Here is a 19,281-nt window from a genome sequence, read left to right as displayed (position 1 = left end):
CGTTTCACGCGCGATTTAGTATGCGTATAACGCGTGGAGCCTAGGGTATTCTCCCCTTACCCCTCCCTGCACACCCTGCCCCAGGAAGAAGGACAACTACCATCATGCGCATCCGTTCCGTGGCCCCCGTGGCCGCCCTCGCCGCCGTGGCAGCGCTCGCGCTGTCCGGCTGTGTCGACAACTCCACCCCCTCGTCGAGCGGCTCAGCGTCGAGCGCCGCGTTCGACGTGAAGAAGGACGACACCCTGGCCAACAGCGTCCCGTCGAAGATCAAGTCCGCCGGTGTCCTCACCGTCGGCATGGACGACACGTACCCGCCGAACGAGTACAAGGACGACAACGGCAACCCCGCGGGCTGGGAGGTCGACTTCACCAACGCGATCGGCCAGAAGCTCGGTCTCAAGATCAATTACGCGATCGCCAAGTTCGACAACATCATCCCGAGCATCACCGGAGGCAAGGACGACTTCGGGATGTCCTCGTTCACCGACACGGTGGAGCGCGAGAAGCAGGTCGACTTCGTCAACTACTACAACGCCGGCATCCTATGGGCGTCCGCCAAGGGCAAGAACGTCGACCCGGACAACGCCTGCGGCCTGAAGGTCGCCGTCCAGTCGACCACCTACGAGGACACCGACGAGGTCCCCGCCAAGTCGAAGGCCTGCACCGACAAGGGCAAGCCCGCCATCCAGGCGCTGCGCTACGACAACCAGGACGACGCCACCAACGCGGTCATCCTCGGCAAGGCCGACGCCCTCAGCGCCGACTCGCCCGTCACGCTGTACGCGGTGTCCAAGTCGAGCGGCAAGCTCCAGGCCGCGGGCAAGACCTTCGACGTCGCGCCCTACGGCATCCCGGTCGCCAAGAACTCCGACCTGACGCCGGTGCTGCAGAAGACCATCCAGGCGCTGATCGACGACGGCACCTACAAGAAGATCCTCGACAAGTGGGGCGTGGCCGACGGCAGCGTCACCAAGGCCGACCTCAACGCAGCCTCGAAGAGCTGACCATGTCACAGGGCAACCCGGCCGGTCCGGCGACGGGAGCAGTCCCGTCGCCGGCCGGCGCCCCGCCGTCCGAGCCGATCAAGGCGATCAAGCTCCGCCACCCGTGGCGGATCGTGTTCGCGGTCGTGCTCATCCTGCTGTTCGTCTGGTTCATCGTCGACGCCTCGCAGCGCTCCGCCTACGGCTGGCAGTACGTCGGCAAGTACGTCTTCGACAAGCGCATCAGTGCTGCTGCGCTCGTGACCCTCCAGCTGACGATCTACTCGATGGTGATCGGCGTCATCCTGGGCCTTGTGCTGGCCGTGATGCGGCTCTCGCCGAACCCGGTGGTCAAGTCCGTCGCCTGGCTCTACCTCTGGGTATTCCGCGGCACCCCGGTGTATGTGCAGCTCGTGTTCTGGGGCCTGTTCTCGCTGATCTACCCGCACATCTTCCTCGGCGTGCCGTGGACGCAGATGGGCGTGACGCTCGACCTCGGCTTCATGCAGAACGCGTTCATCATCGCGATCGTGGGCCTCGCGCTCAACGAGGCCGCGTACATGGCGGAGATCGTGCGCGCCGGGCTCCTCTCGGTCGACAGCGGCCAGGAGGAGGCCGCGACGGCCCTCGGCATGTCGTGGTGGCAGACGATGACGCGCATCGTCATCCCGCAGGCCATGCGCGTGATCATCCCGCCGACCGGCAACGAGGTCATCTCGATGCTGAAGACCACCTCGCTGGTCGCGGCGATCCCGCTCACCACCGACCTCTACGGTGTCGCGCGCGACATCTCCGCGGTCACCTACACGCCGATCCCGCTGCTGATCGTCGCCTCGCTGTGGTACCTGCTGTTCACCTCGATCCTGATGGTGGGCCAGTACTTCCTCGAGAAGCGGTTCTCGCGCGGCGTCAACATGCGCCGGCCCGACAACAAGGAGCCGGCGCTCGCCACGGGCGCGCTTCCGGCTGCCGGCGCACCCGACGGCAACAACCTGGGAGGCAAGGGATGAGCGACGCGACGCAACGGGACACCACCGCGCGGGCCGGCGTGACGCCGATGGTCCTGGCCGAGGGCGTCTCCAAGAGCTTCGGCTCGAACGAGGTGCTCAAGTCCATCTCGCTGTCCGTGCGGCCGGGCGAGGTGCTCTGCATCATCGGCCCGTCCGGCTCGGGCAAGTCCACCTTCCTGCGCTGCATCAACCACCTGGAGCGCGTGGACGCCGGCCGGCTGTCGGTCGACGGCCAGGTGGTCGGCTACCGGCAGCACGGCGACAAGCTCTACGAGCTGAAGCCCAAGGAGGCCTCGCGCCAGCGCCGCGAGATCGGCATGGTGTTCCAGCGCTTCAACCTGTTCCCGCACATGACGGCGCTGGAGAACATCATCGAGGCGCCGATCCGGGTCAAGGGACTGCCGAAGGCGCGGGCCGTGGAGCGAGCGAACGAGCTGCTCGTGCGCGTCGGCCTCGCGGACAAGGGCGACCACTACCCGTCGCAGCTCTCCGGGGGCCAGCAGCAGCGCGTGGCCATCGCCCGCGCGCTGGCGATGGACCCGAAGCTGATGCTGTTCGACGAGCCGACGTCCGCGCTCGACCCCGAGCTGGTCGGCGAAGTGCTCGACGTCATGAAGGGCCTGGCGGCCTCCGGCATGACGATGGTCGTCGTCACCCACGAGATGGGCTTCGCCCGCGAGGTCGCGGACGAGCTGGTCTTCATGGACGGCGGCGTTGTCGTGGAGTCCGGCGACCCGCGCGAGGTGCTCGCGAACCCGCAGCACCAGCGCACGCAGGCCTTCCTGTCGAAGGTGCTGTAGCCGGAACGGATCCCGGAGCGGGCGACGTGACCGTCTGACACAATCGTCGGATGGACCACGACGCCCGCTCTTCCCGTCCCGTCGTCTTCATCACCGGCGCGAGCCGGCCGAACTCGATCGGCGCGGCGATCGCCCGCAACCTGGCGTCGCTCGGCTGGGATGTGGCGTTCGCGTTCTGGGACGACTACGACGCGTCGATGCCGTGGGGCGCCGAGGAGCGCGGCCACGACGCGTTCGCGGACGAGCTGCGCGCCCTCGGCGCCCGGGCGCTTCCGGTCGCCGTCGACCTCTCCCACCCCGAGGCGCCCGCGCGCGCGATCGAGCGGGTCCGCGCCGGCCTCGGGCCGATCCAGGCACTCGTCGCCAGCCACGCGCACTCGGTCGACAGCGGCCTGCTGGACACCAGCGTGGAGGCCTTCGACCGGCATTTCGCGGTGAACACCCGCGGCACCTGGCTGCTGATCGCGGCCTTCGCCCAGCAGTTCTCGGGCGAGCACGGCTCCGGCCGCATCGTCGCGCTCACCAGCGACCACACCGCGCACAACCTCCCGTACGGTGCGAGCAAGGGCGCTCTCGACCGCATCGTGATCGCGGCCGCCGTGGAGCTCGCCCACCTCGGCATCACCGCCAACCTCATCAACCCGGGCCCGATCGACACCGGCTGGATGACCCCCGACCTCGCCGAAACCCTCGCCGCCGAGACCGCCCTCGGCCGCCTCGGCCGCCCGCAGGACACCGCCGACCTGGTCGCGTTCCTCCTGTCGCCGTCCGGCGGCTGGATCACCGGCCAGCTCCTCCACTCCAACGGCGGCTTCCACCTCCCCGTGTAGCCCCCCAGCCATCAATTCCCGAGTTGTGTACGCCTCTCGCCGGCGTGTTGCGTACACAACTCAGGAACTGGATTGCGTCGGGGGTCAGCCCGCGAGGACTTTGCGGATGCGTTGGAGCGACACGGTCTCGGCGGTGCCGAGGGACTGGGCGAACAGGGAGACGCGGAACTCCTCCAGCATCCAGCGCGCGTGCACCAGGTTCTCGGGCGCGTGCGCTGCGGGCGGGATGCGGCCGCCGGCCTCCGTGTAGAGCGCGGTCGCCGTCTCCACCTGGGTCTGCCAGGCGCGGTCGCGGCCGGGGTTCGTCGGCAGCGCCTGCATGCGTTGGGTGATCCCGTTCAGGTAGCGGGGGAGGTGCCTGAGCTGGTCCAGGCCGGTCGCCGAGACGAACCCGGGATAGACGAGCCCGGCGAGCTGCGTCTTCGCGTCGTTGAGCGACGGCAGGTACGCCAGCGCCGTCGTCCCGCCGATCGCCTTCTCGGCCGCCCGCGCGGCGGTCAGGGTCCGCGTGACGAGCGCGACCGTCTCGAACATCGAGTCCATCACGACCCCGGACACCCGGTCGCGGACCGCCTCGAACTCGGCGCGCATGAAGAGCTGGCCGTCCGGCTTCATCCGGTACAGCACCGAGTCGATCACCGCGAGCAGGCAGTCGTCGAACAGCGCCTTGGTGTTCGGGTACGGGCTCGCCGCCAGCGTCAGCTTCTCGTTGGCGGTCAGATGCTGCTGCACGTACGCCACCGGCGACGGGATGCTCGCCAGCAGCAGCCTCCGGACGCCGCCGGGCAGCGCGCGGGCCTGCTCGGTCGGTGTCGACATCAGCCGGATGCTGACGCTCGCGCCGTCGTCCACCAGCGCGGGGTAGGCGCGGATGGTGTTGACCGTACCGCCCGGGCCCTTCTGCGTCGTGTCGAGGTGGCGGGGGAGCTCGTCCAGGTCCCACGTGGTGAGGCCGGTGCGCTCGATCGCGTCGGGCGTGCGCGCCTCCGCGACGCGGGCGACCGAGTCTCTGGCGCGCGAGCGCAGTCGCTCCTGCAGCGCCATCAGGTCCTTGCCGCTCGCGAGCGGGCGGCCGCGCTCGCCGAGCACCTGGAAGGTCGGCCGCAGGTGGGCGGGCAGCCGCTCCAGGTCGAAGTCCGCGCCCGTGACGCGCGAGCCCGTCTGCCGCGAGATGGTGGCGGCGAGCGTGTCGGCGAGGGAGGCCGCGGGGCGGCGTCCGTCGTGGGCGTCCATCCCGGCCGCGCCGGACAGCTCGCCGAGCAGGCGCTTCGCCCAATCGGCGGCGGGGACGACCTGGCGGCGGATCGCCTTCGGCAGCGACTTGATCATGGCCGTCACGAGGTCCTGGCGGAGTCCGGGAACCTGCCAGTCGAAGCCGTCCGGCACCAGTCCGGCGAGCAGCGGCAGCGGCACCTGCACGGTCACGCCGTCGTCCTCCGCGCCCGGCTCGAAGCGGTAGCGGAGGGTGAGGCGCTGGTCGCCCTGTCGCCACACCGGCGGGAAGGCCTCCTCGTCGATCCCGGCCGCGTCGTCCTCGAGCAGCGCCTGCGGAGTCATCGTCAGGAGGTCGGGCGTCTCGTTCCTGGCCTTCTTCCACCAGCCCTCGAAGGAGCGCGTGGACACCACATCGGCCGGGATGCGCGCGTCGTAGAACTCGAAAACCGCCTCGTCGTCGTTGAGGATGTCGCGGCGGCGGGTGCGCTCCTCCAGCTCGCGCAGCTCGGCCAGCAGCTTGCGGTTGGCGCGGTCGAACGCCTGCCGCGAGTCCCATTCGCCGTCCACGAGCGCGTGCCGGATGAACAGCTCGCGGGACAGCTCAGGGTCGATGCGCGCGTACTGCACGCGGCGGCGCGGGATGATCGGGACGCCGTACAGCGTGACGCGCTCGTAGGCGACGACGGCGCCCTGGCTCTTCTCCCAGTGCGGCTCGCTGTACTGCCGTTTGCAGAGGTCGCCCGCGATCGGCTCGGCCCAGGCGGGGTCGATCGCGGCGTTCATGCGCGCGAACAGCCGGGAGGTCTCCACGAGCTCCGCAGACATGATCGCGTTCGGCTGCTTCTTGGCCAGCGCCGAGCCGGGGAAGATCACGAACCGCGCCTGCCGCGCGCCCAGGTACTCGGACTGGCGCTGGCCGCGCGCCGAGCCCTTGTTGCCGCCCGAACCCGCCGATGGACTCTGGCGCACATCCTTGAGCCCGATGTGCGACAGCAGCCCGGCCAGCAGCGAGCGGTGGATGCCGTCCGGGTTGATCGACGGCTCGCCGATGGTCAGCTCCAGCGGGCGTGCGAGCTGGCGCAGCTGCCGGTAGACGTCCTGCCACTCGCGCACGCGCAGGAAGTTGAGGTATTCGGCCTTGCACAGCCTCCGGAACGCGCTGGAGGATAGCTCGCGCTGCTGCTCCTCCAGGTAGTTCCAGAGGTTCAGCAGGGTGAGGAAGTCGCTGGTCGGGTCCACGAAGCGCGCGTGCTTCTCGTCCGCGCTGCCGCGCTTCTCCACCGGGCGCTCGCGGACGTCCTGGATGGTGAGGCCGGCGACGATCGCCATGACCTCCCGGGAGGTGTTGTGCCGCTTGGACTCCACGACCATGCGGGCGAAGCGCGGATCGATGGGGAGCCGGGCGAGTTGGCTCCCGACCTTGGTCAGCTCGATTCCGCCGGAGCGGGTGGAGGTGCGGGTCGCGCCCAGTTCGGCCAGCAGGTCCAGGCCGTCCTTGATGCCGCGCGAGTCCGGCGGCGTGAGGAACGGGAACGCCGCGATGTCGCCGAGCCCGAGCGAGATCATCTGCAAGATGACGGCCGCGAGGTTGGTGCGCAGGATCTCCGGCTCGGTGTACTCCGGCCGCTTCTCGAAGTCTTCCTGCGAGTACAGCCGGATCGCGATGCCGTCGCTGGTGCGCCCCGACCGGCCGGACCGCTGGTTGGCGCTCGCCTGGGAGATCGCCTCGATCGGGAGTCGCTGCACCTTGGCGCGCGTGGAGTAGCGGCTGATCCGTGCGGTGCCGGCGTCCACGACGTACTTGATGCCGGGGACGGTGAGGCTGGTCTCGGCCACGTTGGTCGCGAGAACGACGCGCCGCCGGACGCCGGGCATGGTGGACGGCTGGAAGACGCGGTGCTGCTCGGCCGACGAAAGCCTCCCGTAGAGCGGCAGCACCTCGGTGCCCGGGAGGTTGCGGCCGCGGATCGCGTCGGCGGCGTCCCGGATCTCGTTCTCGCCGGAGAGGAACACGAGCACGTCGCCCGCCGCCTCGCGGGCCAGCTCGTCGAGGGCGTCGTTGATGCCCTGGAGGTAGTCGCGGTCGGCCGCGGGGACCGGGTCCGGGTCGTCCTCGTCGGACTCCAGCGCCTCGGCGACCAGGGGCCGGTAGCGCAGCTCCACCGGGTAGGTGCGGCCGGAGACCTCCACGATCGGGGCGGGCGTGCCGTCCGCGGCGGCGAAGTGCGCGGCGAAGCTCTCCGGGTCGATGGTGGCAGAGGTGATGATCACCTTGAGGTCGGGGCGCTTCGGCAGCAGCTCGCGCAGGTAGCCGAGCAGGAAGTCGATGTTGAGGCTGCGCTCGTGCGCCTCGTCGATGATGATCGTGTCGTAGGCGCGCAGCAGCCGGTCGCGGTGGATCTCGTTGAGCAGGATGCCGTCGGTCATCAGCTTGATCCGGGTCGCCGCGGACACCCGGTCGGTGAAGCGCACCTGGTAGCCGACGAGCTCGCCGACGCTCTGGCCCAGCTCGTCCGCGATGCGCTCGGCGATCGTGCGCGCCGCGAGCCGGCGCGGCTGGGTGTGGCCGATGCTCTCCCGGCCGAGTTCGAGGCAGATCTTCGGGAGCTGCGTGGTCTTGCCCGAGCCGGTCTCGCCGGCCACGATCACGACCTGGTTGTCGCGGATCGCGCGCGCGATGTCGTCCCGCTTCTGGCTGACGGGCAGCTCGGGCGGGAACACGATGCGGGGGAGGGTGACCGGTGCGGACATGAGCCCTCCAGTCTATCCGTTCGGAGTGCGCCCACTGCTTCGCAAAACTCTTGTGCGCGCAGAGTACTTTGTGTTACAAAGTACGCATGAACGAGAACACGCCCGGCGACGCGCGGGAGATGCTGGACCTCATCGACGGCCAGCAACGCCGTGTCAGCCGGGACTACCGCATCCCCGTCGTCTGGCTGTACACCGTGTGGGCCGTGGCCTGGCTGGTCGGCTTCCTGGCCCTCTACCTGGCGCAGCTCGGCGTGTTCGAGCCGGTCGCCGGCGGCGTCGTCTTCGGCGTGCTGATCGCCGGCTCGATCGTCGCCTCCGCGGTGATCGGCTCGCGAATCGGCCGGGGCGTGCGCGGCGACTCGCAGTTCGCCGGCGCGGTCTACGGCGTCTCCTGGACCGTGTGCTCGGTGGCGTTCGCGCTGCTCGGCATCGGGATGATCGCACAGGGCCTCGCGGGCGACTTCGCCGGGCTGTACTTCCCGAGCGCGTACGCCCTGATGTGCGGCACCCTCTACCTCGCCGGCGCCGCGCTGTGGCACGACCGGCTGCAGCTCGTGCTCGGACTCGCCTTGCTGGCGGTGGGCGCGGTGGCGCCGTTCCTGGGCCTCGGGCCGAACCTGCTGCTGATGGCCGTCGCGGGCGGCGCGATCTTCGGGGCGGGCGCGATCGTCACGCTCCGCACGCTGGGCACCGCGAGCCCTCGGCGGTGACCGGCGTGGACGAACTCGACCCGGTCATCCACGCCGCGGCACGGCTCAAGATCACGGCGACCCTGGCGACGGTCCCCGACGGCGGCAGCATGTCGTTCCCGCGCCTCCAGGAACTGCTCGACCTCACCGCGGGCAACCTGGCGACGCACCTGCGCAAGCTGGAGGACGCCGGCTACGTGGAGGTCGAGAAGACGCACCGCGGCCGCGTCCCGGTCACCTACCTCGCGCTGACCACGACCGGCCGCCGCGCGTTCGAGGACTACACGGCCGCGCTCCGCAGCATCCTCGGCGCCTGACCTCCCGCGCCCTCCATCCCGCCATCGAAGGGCACGTCGTTGTCACTTCCGGACGCCGAAAGTGACAACGAGGTGCCCCTCGGCGGGGCCCGGGCGCCGGGGAGGGGCGCGAACTGGGCATTGTGGGCGCGTGCGGCGTGACGTAGGTTTCCCTCAACCCGACCGGGTCACGTCACCGTCGACGAAGGAGCCCCGCCATGCCCCACGGCTACGCCACCATGTCCGTCGCCAGCATCCTGGCCGAGACCGCGCACCGGATGCCCGACAACGTGGCGTTGATCTTCAACGGCCAGGAGATCGCCTACCGCGACCTCTGGGATCAGACCCGCCGCTACGCGGGAGCCCTGCGCGACCTCGGCGTCGGGCCGGGGGACAGGGTGGCGCTGATGATCCCGAACGTGCCCGACTTCCCGCGCGCCTACTACGCCGTGCTGGCCCTCGGCGCGGTCGTCGTCCCCATCCACGCGCTGCTCAAGGCGGCCGAGATCGACTACGTGCTGCGGGACTCCGGTTCGACGCTGCTGATCTGCGCGGCGCCGCTGCTGGCCGAGGGCGCGAAGGGCGCGGCGCTCGCCGGAGTCGGCACCCTCTCGGTGCTGGTGCCGGACGACATGGTCGAGCAGCTTCCGTTCCCGCGGCTGGAGGACGCCGCGGCCGGCGCCGAGCCGATCGACACGTACGTGCCGCGCGACCCGGTGGACACCGCGACCATCCTCTACACGAGCGGCACGACCGGTAAGCCGAAGGGCGCGGAAGGCTGCCACTTCTCCCTGGTGGAGCAGGTCAACGTGCTGCTCGCCGGCACCCTCGACTTCGAGCCGACGGACCGCGTCCTCGGCTGCCTCCCGCTCTTCCACACCTTCGGGCAGACCTGTGTCATGAACATGGGCTTCCGCGCAGGGGCCGCGGTGGTCCTGGTGCCGAAGTTCGACGGTGCGACCGCGCTGCAGCTGCTCAACGCGCACGCCTGCACGATCATGACCGGCGTGCCGACCATGTACATCGCACTGCTGGAGGCCGCGAAGACCAACCCGGAGCGTCGCCCGCTGCGCTACGGCATGAGCGGCGGCGCGGCCATCCCCGTCGCCGTCATCGAGCGGATGAAGGAGGTCTACGGCATCGACGTTCACGAGGGCTACGGCCTCACCGAGACCTCGCCCGTCGCGTCGTTCAACCACCGCGGCCGTCCCACCCGGGTCGGAACCGTCGGTCAGCCGATCTGGGGCGTGGACGTGGAGATCGCCGACCCGGAGGTGGACGACGCGATCCGGCTGCTGCCGCGCGGCGAGCTGGGCGAGATCGTGGTCCGCGGCCACAACCTGATGAAGGGCTACCTCAACCTCCCGGAGGCCAACGCGGAGGCGGTCGTGGACGGCTGGTTCCGCACCGGCGACCTCGGCACCAAGAGCGACGACGACTACATCACGATCGTGGACCGCAAGAAGGACATGATCGTCCGCAACGGCTACAACGTGTACCCGCGGGAGGTGGAGGAGGCGCTCTCCACGCATCCGTCCGTCGCGCTCGTGGCGGTGTTCGGCGTCGCGCACGAGACGCACGGCCAGGAGATCATGGCGGCGGTCACGCTGATGCCGGGCTCCGAGGCGACGGGGGAGGAGCTGGTCGTGTTCGCGCAGGAGCGCGTGGCGGCGTACAAGTACCCGCGGCGGGTGGAGATCCTGGAGGTCCTCCCGCTCGGTCCGAGCGGCAAGGTGCTCAAGCGCGAGCTGGTCGCCCGCTTCGAGGAGCAGACGCCGGTCGCCTGAGCGCTACGGCGCAGTGTCGAGCAACCGCAGTCGGTAGGAGGAGTTCAGGTAGAACGCCGCGAGCAGCGCGTAGCTGATGCACGCGACCGCGGGCACGAACGAGTTCTCCGGCTTGCTCGCGAGCGCGCCGACGCAGGAGATGAAGGCCAGGATCGCGAGGATGCCGCCGAGCCAGAACCCCGCCGCCGGGCGCGCGGTCGCCCGCCACCAGGGCCGCGGGTCCTCGCGGTTCTCGCCCTCGCCGCGGAAGATGCGGGCGCCGACGATCACGTAGGCCACGTTGAGCACCGCGACGACCAGCACGTCGAGCGCCGCGTTGACGAGGCGGTCGATGATGAAGAAGTTGAGCGCCAGGATCAGGCCGAAGACGCCAACGACGTAGATGACCTTCCCCGTGATCGTCGTGATTCTCACGGTGCGAGCCTAGCCGCGATGGGCGCGGGCGCGGAGAGCCGGCCTCCGCGCCCGCGGGTATCCTGAGGCGTCAGTTGACCTCGTTCGGGTGCGCGCTCACGCGGCCCTCGCGCTCCATGGCCGTGATCGCGGCGACCTCGTCGGCGGTCAGCTCGAAGTCGAAGACGTCGAAGTTCTCCGCCATCCGCTCGCGGCGGTTCGACTTCGGGAACACGATGTTCCCGGTCTGCAGGTGCCAGCGGATGACGACCTGCGCCGGGGTCTTGCCGTGCGCGGCGGCCGGGCCGGCGACCTCCGGGGCGTCGAACAGCGGGTACTTGCCCTGGCCGAGCGGGCCCCACGCCTCGATGTGGATGCCGTGCTCGCGGGCGAACGCGGTGACCTCCGGCTGCTGGTGCGCCGGGTGCAGCTCGATCTGGTTGACGGCCGGCACGATCTCGGTGTTCGCGAGCAGCTTCTCCAGGTGCGGGACGAGGAAGTTGGAGACGCCGATGGCCTTGGCGCGGCCGGTGGCGTAGATCGCCTCCAGCGACTTCCAGGCCTCCACGAAGGTGTCCTTCTCCGGGGTCGGCCAGTGGATGAGGTAGAGGTCGACGTAGTCGAGGCCGAGCTTGGCGAGCGACTCGTCGAAGGCGGCCTGCGCGTCGGTCTGCCGGTCGTTCCAGAGCTTGGTCGTGACGAACAGCTCGTCGCGCGGGATGCCGGAGGAGGCGATCGCGGCGCCCACGCCCTCCTCGTTGCCGTAGATGGCGGCGGTGTCGATGTGGCGGTAGCCGACCTCCAGCGCGTCGGTGACGATGCGGGTCGTCTCGGCCGGGTCGACCTTGAAGACGCCGAAGCCGAGCTGCGGGATGGTGGTGCCGTTGTTCAGGGTCAGGAGCGGAGTATTTGCGTGTGCAACCATATCGTCCACGATAGCAAGCCCGGCCGCGCGCTCCGACCGGCGCGGGGGTCGTAGGGTGAGCGCATGACGAACCGGCTGGCGGGCGCGATCAGTCCCTACCTGCGCGCGCACGCGGAGAATCCGGTGGACTGGTTCCCGTGGGGGCCGGAGGCCTTCGCCGAGGCGCGCCGCCGCGACGTGCCGGTCATCGTCTCGATCGGCTACGCGACCTGCCACTGGTGCCACGTGATGGCGCGCGAGAGCTTCAGCGACCCCGCGGTCGCCGCGCTCATGAACGAGCGGTTCGTGTCGATCAAGGTCGACCGGGAGGAGCATCCCGACGTCGACGCAGCCTACCTGTCGGCCGCGAGCGCGTTCACCGAAGGCCTCGGCTGGCCGCTGACCGTCTTCGCGACCTCGTCGGGGCGGGCGTTCTTCGCGGGCACCTACTTCCCGCCGGTCGCGTCGGGAGGCCGACCCTCGTTCACGCAGATCCTGGACGCGGTCGCGGACGCCTGGAGGGAGCGCCGCGCCGAGGTCGAGGCCGACGCGGGCAAGGTCGGGGAGGCGCTCGCCGCGGCCGCCGCACGCGCCACCACGGCCTCCGAGCTGCCGGACGGCCGCGCCCTCGACGCCGCCGTCGACGCGCTGGCCGAGACGGAGGACCCACAGTTCGGCGGGTTCGGCGGCGCGCCCAAGTTCCCCGTCGCGCCGGTGCTCGGTTTCCTGCTGGAGCGGCCGGCCGGGCGCGAGCTCGCGCCCCGCACCCTGCGCCGGATGGCGGACTCCCGCTGCGCGACCCGGTCGACGGCGGCTTCTTCCGCTACGCCACCCGGCGCGACTGGAGCGACCCGCACTACGAGCGGATGCTGTACGACAACGCCCAGCTCCTGGACGCGTACGCCACGGCGTGGGCGCAGACCGGCGAGGAGTGGGCGGAGCGCACGGCCGACGGCGTCGCCGCCTTCCTGCTCGGCGTGCTGCGGAGGCCCGGCGGCGCGTTCGCCTCGGCGCAGGACTCCGAGAGCGTGATCGACGGCGCCCGGGTGGAGGGCGGCTACTACCGTGTGCCGCCGGCCGAGCGCGCGACGCTCACGCCGCCCGCGCTGGACGAGAAGGTGCTCACCGGCTGGAACGGCTTCGCCATCGGCGCGCTCGCCCGCGCGGGGCGCATCCTGAACCGGCCCGCCTGGATCGCCGCGGCGGGGGAGGCAGCCCGCGCGGTGATCGACACGCACCGGCGGCCGGACGGCACGCTCGGGCGCGCGTCGGTCGACGGGCAGGTGTCGGACGCGGTGGCGACGCTGGAGGACTACGGCGGGCTCGCGGGCGGACTGCTGGAGCTGGCGCTGGCGAGCGGCGACGTGGAGGCGGCGGTCATCGCCCGGGAGCTGGTGGACCTGTGCCTGGGGGCGGTCGACGGCGGCGACTGCCCGTTCGGCGTCCCCGGCGGCGGCGACCCGCTGCTGAGATCGACCGGCCTCGCGGTGCGCGTCGACCCGTCGGAGGGCGCGTACCCGTCCGGCCTCACCGCGACGGCCGCGGCGGCGCACACGCTGTTCCTGATGACGGCGAGCCGACGCTACGAGCGCGCCGCCCGCGAGGCGATGCGGCTCGTGGCCGGCCCGGCCGGCGCCGTCCCGAGCGCGTTCGGCGCCGCGCTGGCACTGATGACTCGGCTGGAGGGCGAGCCGCAGCAGCTCGTCGTCGTGAGCGAGCCCGCGGAGGGGACTCCGGACGATCCCGAAGGTCTGACCGCTGCTGCCCGCCGCCATCCCGCCGACCTGGTCGCCCTGGTGGACGCACCCCAGGGTGAGGCGCTGGCGGCGGCGGGCTTCGAGCTGTTCGCCGCGCGCGGCACGCGCGACGGCCTCCCGACCGCCTACCTGTGCCGCGACTTCGTCTGCCGGCTCCCGGTCACGTCGCCCGCCGGGCTTTGAGCGGCCTCAGCGCACCACACAGCGTCAGCGCACCACGCGGTACGTCAGGTGCGCGACCTCCGGCGTCACCCGCGACCGCAGCAGCTCCAGCTGCAGGGAGGGCACCCGGTCGAAGACCCGCTCGCCCGCGCCGAGTGTGAGCGGCGCCACGTGCAGCCGCAGCTCGTCCACGATGCCCGCCCAGAGCGCCTGGTTGAGCGTCTCGGCGCCGCCCGCGATCGCGACGTCGGCATCCCCGGCGGCTTCTCGCGCCAGGTCGGTCGCCGCGTGGATGCCGTCGGTGACGAACTCGAAGGTCGTCCCGCCTTCCATCCGGATCGGCGCGTGCTCGTAGTGCGTCAGCACGAAGACCGGCGCGTGGTACGGCGGATCGTCGCCCCACCAGCCGCGCCAGTCGCCGAACGTGTCGCCCTCGGCGGGCCAGTCGCCGCGCACCGGGCCGAACATGTTGCGGCCCATCACGTAGGCGCCCGCCGCGGTGATCGCGGCGATCTCCTCGACGTGCGCGTCGGCGTACTCGAACATCCAGGTGTGCAGCCGCTCCACCCCGCGCTCGCCGAGCGGGTTCTCCAGCGATTGGTTGGGCCCGGCGGCGAATCCGTCGAGCGAGACAGCGATATCGGCAGTGACGATCCCCATGCCGCCTGGTCTACTACGCGCGCTCGACCTTGTCGAGCATCCCCCAGACCGCTTCGCTCAGTTCGGGGTGCTCCAGGGCGATCCGGCGCAGCACGCCGAACTCGAACCGGGTGTAGGTGTCGCGGCCCGCGGCGGGGTGGTGCGCCCTCGACTGCTCCTCGGCGAGGTCGAACTCCTCGATGGCTCCGGCGCGCAGCGAGATGACCACCTGCTCGTCGACGCTCGGCAGGTCGGGGATGAAGTGCCAGGGGTCCTCGCCGGCACGGCAGCGATGCTCGATGATGGCGGAGAGCTCATCACGCGCCTGCTGGCGCAGCACTTCGATGCTTCTCGGAACCTGCTCCACATCGCCCTCCTTCACTGCGCCTCTGTTCCCCATAGCGGCGGTCCCGGCGTCGGCGCCGGTACGGTGTCGTACAGCCTAAACGCCGAACGCGGCCTCCGCGAATCGGGGTGTAACGGGACGTCTACGCGGGGGTGAACATCCTCCCACCCTGCCTCCGCTCTGCCCCCCACCAACGGCCCGCCCGCCCCCGGCTCTGCAGCCAACGGAGGATGTGCGGGCCGACACGCCGGGCCGGAACAGTCAACGGCGGAGTTCCGGGCGTGCGGGGGCCGGGACTCCTCCGTTCGCGACGCGCGAGGCGGGCGAGGTCAGTGGGTGCGGGAGAGGAGGTACCGGTTCAGGTCGGCGGTGAGGGCGGCGTCGACGGGGTACTCCCGGCCGTCGAGGTGGGTGATCGGGCCGGCTTGGCGGACGCTGGAGACCAGCCACAGCGCGTCGGCCGCCGCCAGCTCCTCCGCCGTGATGTGGCGGTACTCGGTCGGGTAGCCGCGCTCGGCGAAGAACGCGAAGACCGCGGCCTGCGTGGTGCCGGCGAGGATGCCCTGGTCGGTCTGCGGCGTGCGGACCACACCGTCCGCGAGCACGATCACGTTGGAGGTCGGGCCCTCCAGCGCGTAGCCGTCCGAGCTGATGAAGATCACGTCGTCCGCGCCGCGGCGCGCCGCCTCCCGCTGGGCCGCGCGGTTCACGGCGTACGACAGGCTCTTGGCGCCCGCGAGCAGCCACGGGGAGGTCTCGGCCACGTCGTGCCGAAGGCCGCGGTCGAGCGTGACCACCGTGAGGCCGAGGCGCTGCTGCGTGAAGTCCTCGCCCTGGTCCACGAAGATCCAGCCGCTCGGCCGGCCGGTGCCCTCCACGCCGCGCGTGTAGATCAGCTTGGCGAACAGCTCGCCGCCCGCGCCGTTGCGCGACTGGTAGTCCGCGACGCCGGCGAGCACCGCCTCGTGCCAGACGTGCTCGGCGGGCTCGGGGAGGTCGAGGAGCTCGGCGGAGTGCGCGAGCCGCATGAGGTGCGGGCCGAGCGCCTGCGGGTGGCCGTCGATGACGGCGATGGTCTCGAAGACGCCGTCGCCGCGGGTGACGCCGAGGTCGGTGATCCGCACCTGCGCGGCGTCGAAGTCGGCGAGGGCGAAGCCCGGGTCGCCGTCGGCGGGCTCTCCGGTGGGCACGGTGATGGTCAGCAGCGTCGCGCGGGTCATGTGCCTATTGTGCCCGGGTGCGGCGCAGAAGTCAGGGGTGGCGGCTCAGTCCGACTGCCGGATGCGGAACGCGTCGTCGCCGTCCGGCACGGCGTCCGTCACCCGCACCTCGTCCACCGCGCTCCCGGGCGGCCCGGCGCGCAGCCAGTCGAGCATGCGGTCCACGCTTGCGGCGTCACCCTCCACTTCGACCTCCACGCTGCCGTCGGAGCGGTTTCGCGCCCAGCCGGCCACGCCCAGCCGGTGCGCCTCCTCGCGCGCGCTCCAGCGGAAGCCGACGCCCTGCACCATCCCGGTCACGACCGCCCGCCGGCGGATCGTCGTCTGTTCCTGGCTCACGCCGCCCATTCTGGCCCTGATTGAATGGGCGTGTGACCTCCATCGCCGCCCTCCGCTCCGACCTCGCCGCCGCCGGCTTCACCGTCGACGGCCTGACCGCGCTCTGGGGCGAGGAGGCCGCGGAGGCGCTGCACCGCGGGCAGCGGGTCCCGGCCGAGCGGGCCCTCGCGCGGCGCGACGCCGGCACGCTGGGGACGCTCGCCGCGCTGTTCGTGCTCGGCCGGCCGGTCGACCGGTCCGCTGCGGCGGCGGCCCTGCCTGCCCTGGGCCTCGACGGCGCCGTGGAGCTGGGGCTCCTGCGGGCCGACGCCTCCGACGCGATCGCCCCCGCCATCGACCTCCGCCCGTACGCGTTCGTCGATGCCCTCGGCCCCGCGGAGTGGTGGATCGTCTCCGATCTCGGCGAGCTCGCTCTGGGCGGCGCACTCCCCGAGGACCACGTGCTCGGCGTCGGCGGCGCCTCGATGACGCTCAGCGGCCTGATGCTCCAGCGCCCGGTGCGCTCGGCGCTCGACCTCGGCACCGGCTGCGGCATCCAGGCCCTGCACGCCTCGCGGCACGCCGAGCGCGTCGTGGCGACGGACATCTCCGAGCGCGCGCTCCGGCTCGCCGCGCTCAACGCCGAGCTGAACGGCGTGGAGGGCATCGAGTTCCGGCTCGGGAGCCTGTTCGAGCCGGTCGCGGGGGAGGCGTTCGACCATATCGTCTCGAACCCGCCGTTCGTGATCACGCCGCGGACCGAAGGCGTGCCCGCCTACGAGTACCGCGACGGGGGATGGTCGGCGACAGCCTGGTCGCGGCCTTCATCGCCGGCTGCGGCGCCCACCTGAACCCGGGAGGCGTGGCGCAGCTCCTCGGCAACTGGGAGTACCACGACACCGCCGACGCCCTGGAGCGCGTGCGCGGCTGGGTGAACGACTCTGCGCAGCCCCTCGACGCGTGGGTGATCGAGCGCGACACCGAGGACGCCGCCCAGTACGCCGAGACCTGGATCCGCGACGGCGGCACCCGCCCGGGACCGACGTTCGACACGCTGCTGGGCGCCTGGCTGGACGACTTCGAGGAGCGCGGAGTGCGGGAGGTCGGCTTCGGCTACGTGCTGCTGCGGCGTGCGGAGGGCGTGCCGACGCTGCGCCGGTTCGAGCGGATGCACGGAGCTTTGGGCACGAACCAGGCCGGGCTCGGCATCCATTTGGGCGAGTGCCTGGCCGCCCACGACGCGCAGTCGGAGCTGGACGACGACGCCTTCGGCGCGCTGCGGCTCACGGTCGCGGGCGACGTGACGGAGGAACGGCACCTGTGGCCCGGCGAAGACTCGCCCACGGCGATCCTGCTGCGCCAGGGCGGCGGTTTCGGGCGCGTGGTCGGGGCGGACACCGGACTGGCGGCGTTGGTCGGCGCGTGCGACGGCGAGCTCAGCGTCGCCGCGATCGTCGGCGCGCTCGCGCAACTCCTGGAAGTGGACGAGGACGCTCTGCGCGCCGACCTCCTCCCGACGGTGCGCGCGCTGGTCACGGACGGGCTGCTGCTGCTCCCTGCCTAACGCGGCGGGAGGGCGACGAGGCGCACATCGGTGAGGCGGGCGTCGGCGACGGTCGCGGTCAGGTACGTGCACGCCGGCTGGCGGCGGCGGTCGGTGGGGGAGCCCGGGTTCAGGAGCCGCAGCCCTCCTGGCGCGACCGTGTCCCACGGGATGTGCGAGTGCCCGAACACCAGCACGTCCGCCTCCGGGAAGTCGCGCTCGCAGCGATCCTCGCGCCCCTTCGCCGGCCCGGTCTCGTGCACCATCGCGAACCGGAGCCCGCCCAGCTCGAACCGCGCGACCTCCGGCAGCCGCCGCCGCAGGCCGGGACCGTCGTTGTTGCCCCACACCCCGATCAGTCGCCGCGACCGCTCCTCCAGCAGGTCGAGCGTCGCCTCGTCCACCCAGTCGCCGGCGTGCAGGACGACGTCCGCCGCCTCCACCCCGGCCAGCACCTGCGGCGGGAGCGTCTTCGCCCGGAGGGGGACGTGGGTGTCGGACAGCATCAACAGCTTCACATCGGCAAACGGTAGGCGATAAGCCGCGACGAGGATAGCGTCGGGGGCATGGACCTCAGGACCCTCGGAAACAGCGGCACCATCGTGTCCGCCTTCGCCCTCGGCACGATGACCTTCGGAGCGGAGGCCGACGAGCCGACCTCCCACGCCATCCTGGACCGCTACGTCGAGGCGGGCGGCACCCTGATCGACACCGCCGACGTGTACAGCGCGGGGACGTCGGAGTCGATCATCGGCCGCTGGCTCTCCCGCAAGCACGGCGCCCGCGACCGGCTCGTCATCGCCACCAAGGCGCGCTTCCCGATGGGGAGGGCTCCAACGACCTCGGCCTGTCCCGCACCCACCTGCGCAGGGCCCTGGACGACTCGCTGCGCCGGCTCGACGTCGACCACATCGACCTCTACCAGATGCACGCCTGGGACTACCTCACGCCGCTGGAGGAGACGCTGCGCTTCCTGGACGACGCGGTGACAGCGGGCAAGATCGGCTACTACGGCTTCTCGAACTACCTCGGCTGGCAGCTCACCAAGGCCGTCGCCGTCGCGGACGCCTACGGCTTCGTCGCGCCGGTGACGCTGCAGCCGCAGTACAGCCTCCTGGTGCGCGGCATCGAGCACGAGATCGTCCCGGCCGCGCTGGACTGCGGGATCGGCCTCCTGCCCTGGTCGCCGCTGGCCGGCGGCTGGCTGAGCGGCAAGTACCGCCGCGACCAGGCGCCCACCGGTGCGACGCGGCTCGGCGAGAACCCGAAGCGCGGGATGGAGGCCTTCGACGCCCGCAACGCCGACCCGCACACGTGGGAGGTCATCGACGCGGTGCAGGCGGTCGCCGAGGAGACCGGCGCGAGCATGTCGCAGGTGGCCCTCGCCTGGCTCGTCGACCGTCCTGCGGTGTCGAGCGTGATCCTCGGCGCGCGCACGATCGAGCAGCTGGACGACAACCTCGCGGCCGCCGACCTGGAGCTGGACGACGATCACCTCTACCGGCTCGACGACGCGAGCGCCCCGCGCACGGAGGTGTACCCCTACGGCCCCCAAGCCGTCGCCCAGCGGCACCGCAAGCGCGAAGGCGGTCGCTGACCCGTCCGCGCCCGCAGCGGGGTCGCGACACGCCGCCA

General features: G+C 71.5%; 15 protein-coding genes and 3 pseudogenes. 10 read left to right on the top strand and 8 right to left on the bottom strand.

What is annotated here, in order from left to right:
• The first annotated feature begins 104 nt into the window (after positions 1 to 104).
• The 4 genes from ACQ86L_RS06095 to ACQ86L_RS06080 are packed head-to-tail and all read left to right on the top strand — an operon-like array spanning position 105 to position 3,626.
• Positions 105 to 1,007, top strand: a complete 903-nt coding sequence (locus ACQ86L_RS06095) for an ABC transporter substrate-binding protein (RefSeq protein ID WP_434318102.1) — start codon at positions 105 to 107, stop codon at positions 1,005 to 1,007.
• Between the two features lie 2 nt (positions 1,008 to 1,009).
• Positions 1,010 to 1,996 (top strand): amino acid ABC transporter permease, encoded by a 987-nt coding sequence (locus tag ACQ86L_RS06090; protein WP_434318101.1) that lies wholly within the window; start codon positions 1,010 to 1,012, stop codon positions 1,994 to 1,996.
• A complete protein-coding gene (locus tag ACQ86L_RS06085; RefSeq protein ID WP_434318100.1) occupies positions 1,993 to 2,796 on the top strand; it encodes an amino acid ABC transporter ATP-binding protein in 804 nt (267 codons plus the stop codon). Before ACQ86L_RS06090 ends, ACQ86L_RS06085 begins: the two co-directional genes overlap by 4 nt.
• Before the next feature lie 50 nt (positions 2,797 to 2,846).
• Complete coding sequence (locus tag ACQ86L_RS06080; protein WP_434318099.1) at positions 2,847 to 3,626, top strand: SDR family oxidoreductase; 780 nt, start codon at positions 2,847 to 2,849, stop codon at positions 3,624 to 3,626.
• Between the two features lie 84 nt (positions 3,627 to 3,710).
• Here the strand turns inward: ACQ86L_RS06080 and hrpA are convergent, their stop codons facing one another.
• On the bottom strand, positions 3,711 to 7,592 hold the full coding sequence (hrpA, locus tag ACQ86L_RS06075) for an ATP-dependent RNA helicase HrpA (protein WP_434318098.1): 3,882 nt from the start codon (positions 7,590 to 7,592) through the stop codon (positions 3,711 to 3,713).
• An 86-nt stretch (positions 7,593 to 7,678) separates the two neighbouring features.
• Here hrpA and ACQ86L_RS06070 point away from each other — a divergent pair, with 86 nt between their 5' ends.
• The 3 genes from ACQ86L_RS06070 to ACQ86L_RS06060 all read left to right on the top strand — a co-directional run bounded on the left by ACQ86L_RS06070 (position 7,679) and on the right by ACQ86L_RS06060 (position 10,364).
• A complete protein-coding gene (locus ACQ86L_RS06070; RefSeq protein ID WP_434318097.1) occupies positions 7,679 to 8,302 on the top strand; it encodes a hypothetical protein in 624 nt (207 codons plus the stop codon).
• A gap of 5 nt (positions 8,303 to 8,307) precedes the next feature.
• Positions 8,308 to 8,598 carry a transcriptional regulator gene (locus tag ACQ86L_RS06065; protein ID WP_434318096.1) on the top strand — a complete coding sequence of 97 codons (291 nt, stop codon included), beginning with the start codon at positions 8,308 to 8,310 and terminating at the stop codon, positions 8,596 to 8,598.
• Between the two features lie 197 nt (positions 8,599 to 8,795).
• A complete protein-coding gene (locus ACQ86L_RS06060; protein ID WP_434318095.1) occupies positions 8,796 to 10,364 on the top strand; it encodes a long-chain-fatty-acid--CoA ligase in 1,569 nt (522 codons plus the stop codon).
• 3 nt (positions 10,365 to 10,367) lie between these two features.
• Here ACQ86L_RS06060 and ACQ86L_RS06055 read toward each other — a convergent pair whose 3' ends face one another.
• Together ACQ86L_RS06055 and ACQ86L_RS06050 are read right to left on the bottom strand one after the other, a co-directional pair.
• Positions 10,368 to 10,778, bottom strand: a complete 411-nt coding sequence (locus ACQ86L_RS06055; RefSeq protein WP_434318094.1) for a hypothetical protein — start codon at positions 10,776 to 10,778, stop codon at positions 10,368 to 10,370.
• 70 nt (positions 10,779 to 10,848) lie between these two features.
• Positions 10,849 to 11,682 (bottom strand): aldo/keto reductase, encoded by an 834-nt coding sequence (locus ACQ86L_RS06050; protein WP_434318093.1) that lies wholly within the window; start codon positions 11,680 to 11,682, stop codon positions 10,849 to 10,851.
• 63 nt (positions 11,683 to 11,745) lie between these two features.
• Here ACQ86L_RS06050 and ACQ86L_RS06045 point away from each other — a divergent pair.
• A pseudogene (locus ACQ86L_RS06045) lies at positions 11,746 to 13,601 on the top strand (thioredoxin domain-containing protein).
• A 24-nt stretch (positions 13,602 to 13,625) separates the two neighbouring features.
• Here ACQ86L_RS06045 and ACQ86L_RS06040 read toward each other — a convergent pair.
• The 4 genes from ACQ86L_RS06040 to ACQ86L_RS06025 all read right to left on the bottom strand — a co-directional run bounded on the left by ACQ86L_RS06040 (position 13,626) and on the right by ACQ86L_RS06025 (position 16,124).
• Positions 13,626 to 14,240 carry a dihydrofolate reductase family protein gene (locus ACQ86L_RS06040; RefSeq protein WP_434318092.1) on the bottom strand — a complete coding sequence of 205 codons (615 nt, stop codon included), beginning with the start codon at positions 14,238 to 14,240 and terminating at the stop codon, positions 13,626 to 13,628.
• A gap of 13 nt (positions 14,241 to 14,253) precedes the next feature.
• Positions 14,254 to 14,586 carry a hypothetical protein gene (locus tag ACQ86L_RS06035; RefSeq protein WP_434318091.1) on the bottom strand — a complete coding sequence of 111 codons (333 nt, stop codon included), beginning with the start codon at positions 14,584 to 14,586 and terminating at the stop codon, positions 14,254 to 14,256.
• A gap of 308 nt (positions 14,587 to 14,894) precedes the next feature.
• Positions 14,895 to 15,785, bottom strand: coding sequence for an aminodeoxychorismate lyase (locus ACQ86L_RS06030; protein WP_434318090.1), 891 nt, complete (start codon positions 15,783 to 15,785; stop codon positions 14,895 to 14,897).
• 45 nt (positions 15,786 to 15,830) lie between these two features.
• A complete protein-coding gene (locus tag ACQ86L_RS06025) occupies positions 15,831 to 16,124 on the bottom strand; it encodes an acylphosphatase (protein WP_434318089.1) in 294 nt (97 codons plus the stop codon).
• A gap of 20 nt (positions 16,125 to 16,144) precedes the next feature.
• Here ACQ86L_RS06025 and ACQ86L_RS06020 point away from each other — a divergent pair.
• A pseudogene (locus tag ACQ86L_RS06020) lies at positions 16,145 to 17,667 on the top strand (DUF7059 domain-containing protein).
• Here ACQ86L_RS06020 and ACQ86L_RS06015 read toward each other — a convergent pair.
• The gene (locus ACQ86L_RS06015) at positions 17,664 to 18,152 is read right to left on the bottom strand and encodes a metallophosphoesterase family protein (protein WP_434318851.1); all 489 of its coding nucleotides are present in this window, start codon (positions 18,150 to 18,152) and stop codon (positions 17,664 to 17,666) included. The pseudogene ACQ86L_RS06020 and the gene ACQ86L_RS06015 sit on opposite strands and share 4 nt — an antisense overlap.
• A gap of 60 nt (positions 18,153 to 18,212) precedes the next feature.
• Between ACQ86L_RS06015 and ACQ86L_RS06010 the strand changes: the two are divergent.
• A pseudogene (locus tag ACQ86L_RS06010) lies at positions 18,213 to 19,243 on the top strand (aldo/keto reductase).
• Positions 19,244 to 19,281 lie beyond the last annotated feature (38 nt).

Origin of the sequence: Leifsonia sp. P73 (genome assembly GCF_051059105.1) — a bacterium.
Lineage (GTDB): Bacteria > Actinomycetota > Actinomycetes > Actinomycetales > Microbacteriaceae > Leifsonia.
Note: the sequence above shows the minus strand (reverse complement) of the source record. Positions and strands in the feature narration are given on the sequence as shown.